Raw genomic sequence first — 3,664 nt, forward strand, 5'->3', positions numbered from 1 at the left:
GCTGTCACTGTACCCTAATTAATCAGAATTTGCGGATTCACAGCTTTTTGGGGCTTTTTTGTACCCTTAATTGCAATATATCCACAGGTGCCGTGGCTTTTAACTTGACCCCACTTTAGCGCTTCCAAATTGCATCGGCGCGCATCAGAAGCGCCTGACGATTTGCGTCTGCTCCGAGCTCTGAGATGGCCTGACGAGCGGCTTGCAAAGCGCTCTCCGACACTTTTGAGCGGCACAATCCATGTGTTTCATGGCCGGTTGGATGCCCTGTTTCACCCAGTCCAGTAAGCGGTCGACTGAGGTCCTGCGACAATCCACTGATCCGCTCGATCACCCGGCGATGTTGAGGAAAGACGCGACTCAACTTCCGGGCCGCCCGGTCGTTTCCTCGCAATATGATGGCGGCACCCAACAAGGGACGGGTCGTGCCTATACCGACCGCCGCAAGTGCCAGTAGCCTTTCGCGCTTGTTCCCGGAGGTGAGCGACCAAAGTCGCCCGATTTTCAGCACCGATATGACCTGCAGGGTCAGACTGATCCGGTTCAACCGCGCGAGATCGGTCATGGCGGCAGCCGTCTTCAGAACTTCCGCGCCGCGCAAAGCGCGTGCATGAAGTCTGCGTGATACATCATTGGCTGGATTCTTGGCTTCCAAGGCCTGGCCACAGATTTCGCAGGTCATCGACCATGCCAAGCGCCAATGTCGAAGCACCAAATCGGGTGATTTCGCAACACACCCCGGGCAATACTGGAAGTCATGCCGGGACACGTATTGCACATCATGATGTATTGAATCCGGAAGAGCCATGCTGCCGATTTCATCCGGGGACCGCTGAACCACCCCGCATAGCATGGCCCAGTTCGCCATCTGCAGGTCGCTTGCACATTCCGGCACCCTGCCCTGCCCCAAACCCAGATAGCCACAAAGCTCTTCGACCGAACAATAATTGGCCTTCGCCAAGCGACCTATCCAGCTCGACAGAAGCTCATCACGCAAAGGTGGCGGTCGAAACGGTAGCGGTCTGACGGTCACCCGAATGCAGCCGCGGCCTGTCGAGGGATGTTCCAGGCATGCTTGGTCCAAACCGGTTGCCAGGCTTGAACCGCTTCGTCCGTGATCCGCTCTTCTCCGGTCTCGATTGCATCGATAGCCAGGGATTTGATCATGATGAACACGCGCGAGGTGACGCCGCCGGTCACTTTCAGGATCGTCCGAAGCGACGCCACTGTAAGGCCTGAGCGTTGCTCAAGTGCCATCGCCGCGATCAACGTCTGGATCAGGCGAGAGAACTCCACATCGTCTTCCCAGAGCGGCAGGTAGTGTTCGTCCAAACGTCGGGCCAATTGATCGTCTCCTCGAACCGCCTCCAGCGCTTCGTTCACACCGAAGACGACGAGCGAGGCGCAGAGATCGTTGGCGAGGAACCGGAGCATGTTCAGGAAACGGCGTTGCTCACGGTAGCTTCCAGCAAGCAGGTTATGCACTTCGTCGATCATAAGCATCCTAAGGTCCATGTCCCGAAGATGACTGAGCGCGCGCACCTCGAGCTCGGACACAGTATGTCGACCCCACATAGGCGCCCCGATTGTCGCCAGGATGTGCTGATAGAACCGTCGTTCGTCCGGGGCCGGCGGGGCCTGGACCAGCAGGATGGGTGTTTTTGTGACACCCAGTTCAGCGTTGTACTGCGTTGGATATTTGCTCGCCATCCGCTTGGCGATCATCGTCTTTCCGATGCCGGAACTTCCATAAACCATCAGCCCGGGCATCCGGCTTTGCTGTGGCATTTCCATCAGGGATGTCAAACGGTTGAGAACGATGGTGGCACGATCAAACGCGACCCAATGGTCGCCGCGGATACGGTCAATTCTTTCTTCTGAGGTCATTAAACTCATCAATCTCATAGGTAGGCAGATCAGGGTTGCCTGTATCAATCGCGAACATTTCGCGCGACGGATCACGGCGCGGTTGGTGCCGGGGCAGCCGCACGTCTCTTTCGTTTTCCAACCGGGCAGTCCGCGTTTTTTGGCGCGCCGCTTCAGCCAACTGTCGTTGCGCGTCAATCAATTGGAATAGGACCCGCTCGTTGATCCGGCCACCATGCATTTCCTGCCAATCTTTCCGCGCCCGCCGACTTTCCCAAAGCGATATCCGCGGGTGGCTGAGATCCCGGTAGCGCGCCGGAATCACGCGGCCATCACCGGTAATGACCCAAACCTGCGATAAGTCTCGCGGATCGTATTTCACCTGTACCTTGCCCTGCGCTCGTCCGACCAACGATGCAAAAACATCACTCCAGTAATGGACCCCGAAGAGCGTGATCCCGGTGCGTCCGAGCTGGCGCCACTCGAAGGGCAAGAAGCTGGTCCTAAAGGCATCGACATCGACAACCTGCCGTCCCGCAGTATCCCCGCCCATGTCCGCCCATGCCGCGAGCGGGGTTCGTCCGAGAGCTTCGTGAACCGTATTGTGGTATCGACAGATTTCCAGATGAAGCCAGTCTTCAAACTCGGTCAGTGTCAGGGCCGCGTGCTTCTCGCTGTCATAGTCGCCCTTCTCAACGATAGAGGATTGCGTCGTCCCGGGCAGAACATGAACGGCCCCCATGGTCGTTCCGATCAGCCGTTCGACATGGCCGCCGTAGTGTTTGCCGCCAAGCGGACGATACTCGACAGTAATGCCCCAATCTTCGCAGGCCATTCTGAAGGCGTCGCTGTGGAACTCCTGCGCATTGTCGACGTGAATTACCTTCGGGATTCCGGCCGTCGGCCAAACCACCTCTTCCATAGTTCCAGGGACGTGCACCGATTTCCGGCGCACACAGTGATCGAGACACAGGGCGATTGACAAGACAGATGGCTCATCGAAAGAGACATAGACCCCGAGGACGATCCGGCTCGCGACATCGATGGCCACCGTCAGATAGGGGCGCGCAAGTGGACGTCGATTGACCCGATCGACCAAAGTGATGTCTGAAGTTGTATGATCAATCTGAACGACTTCCAGCGGGGCTGAAACTTCAAGACGGCCAGGACGCGCAGCAAAGACCTTGTTAGCCTCTTCTGCCCCGCGCCGTTTCCGGAAGACCTCTCGCTGATCCATCGCGTCGAGGCGAGCTTTGACCGTTTTCCGGGTCGGGGGCTGAAACCCCTTCGCCACGCACTCGGCACGAATCTCGCGCCAGATGCGAAGAAAGCTTGAGCGCTCGCGGATCAGATAGTATTTTCGCAGGCTCTCATCGATGATGATTTCGACGCCTTCGGCAATCCGTTTCGACCCTGGTTTCGGCCCGCGACGGTCCAACTCCAACGCCGTGGCACGTGCATCGTTCTCTCTCAGACGCCGGTAAAGCGACCATGTGTGGCTTTTCGCCAAGCCCAGTTCCCAAGCGGCCTCTCCGATCGCCGCGCTGATCGGCTCACCTCTCTTCTCAAGTTCCAGGATCGGCCGAAGAACCGCTGCACGGTGTTTCGCAAGACGCTTATTTACCACGCAATTCCCCCGCCCCAATAGGCCGACACTCATCCACAGTTCCGACAGTACGGCAATTAAGGGTACAGTATGGTAATTAGCGGTACAATATGAAAATTAAGAGTACAAACTACCATTGATTTTGCAGAACAATTTCAGACAAGATTCTGATTTATTAGGGTACAGTGACAG

Annotated in this window: 3 protein-coding genes; all 3 read right to left on the reverse strand. The window is 56.9% G+C overall.

From position 1 onward, the window contains the following. Window positions 1-115: 115 nt before the first annotated feature. From ACR0L1_RS23690 to ACR0L1_RS23700, 3 genes are read right to left on the reverse strand one after another with little or no spacing between them, the layout of a single operon-like run. A complete protein-coding gene (locus ACR0L1_RS23690) occupies window positions 116-1,033 on the reverse strand; it encodes a TniQ family protein (RefSeq protein ID WP_480861121.1) in 918 nt (305 codons plus the stop codon). Continuing rightward, a complete protein-coding gene (locus tag ACR0L1_RS23695; protein ID WP_233421932.1) occupies window positions 1,030-1,887 on the reverse strand; it encodes a TniB family NTP-binding protein in 858 nt (285 codons plus the stop codon). The genes ACR0L1_RS23690 and ACR0L1_RS23695 overlap by 4 nt, the downstream gene beginning before the upstream one ends. Continuing rightward, window positions 1,865-3,493, reverse strand: a complete 1,629-nt coding sequence (locus ACR0L1_RS23700; protein WP_480861123.1) for a Mu transposase C-terminal domain-containing protein — start codon at window positions 3,491-3,493, stop codon at window positions 1,865-1,867. Before ACR0L1_RS23700 ends, ACR0L1_RS23695 begins: the two co-directional genes overlap by 23 nt. Window positions 3,494-3,664 lie beyond the last annotated feature (171 nt).

Source organism: Ruegeria sp. J8 (assembly GCF_056531925.1).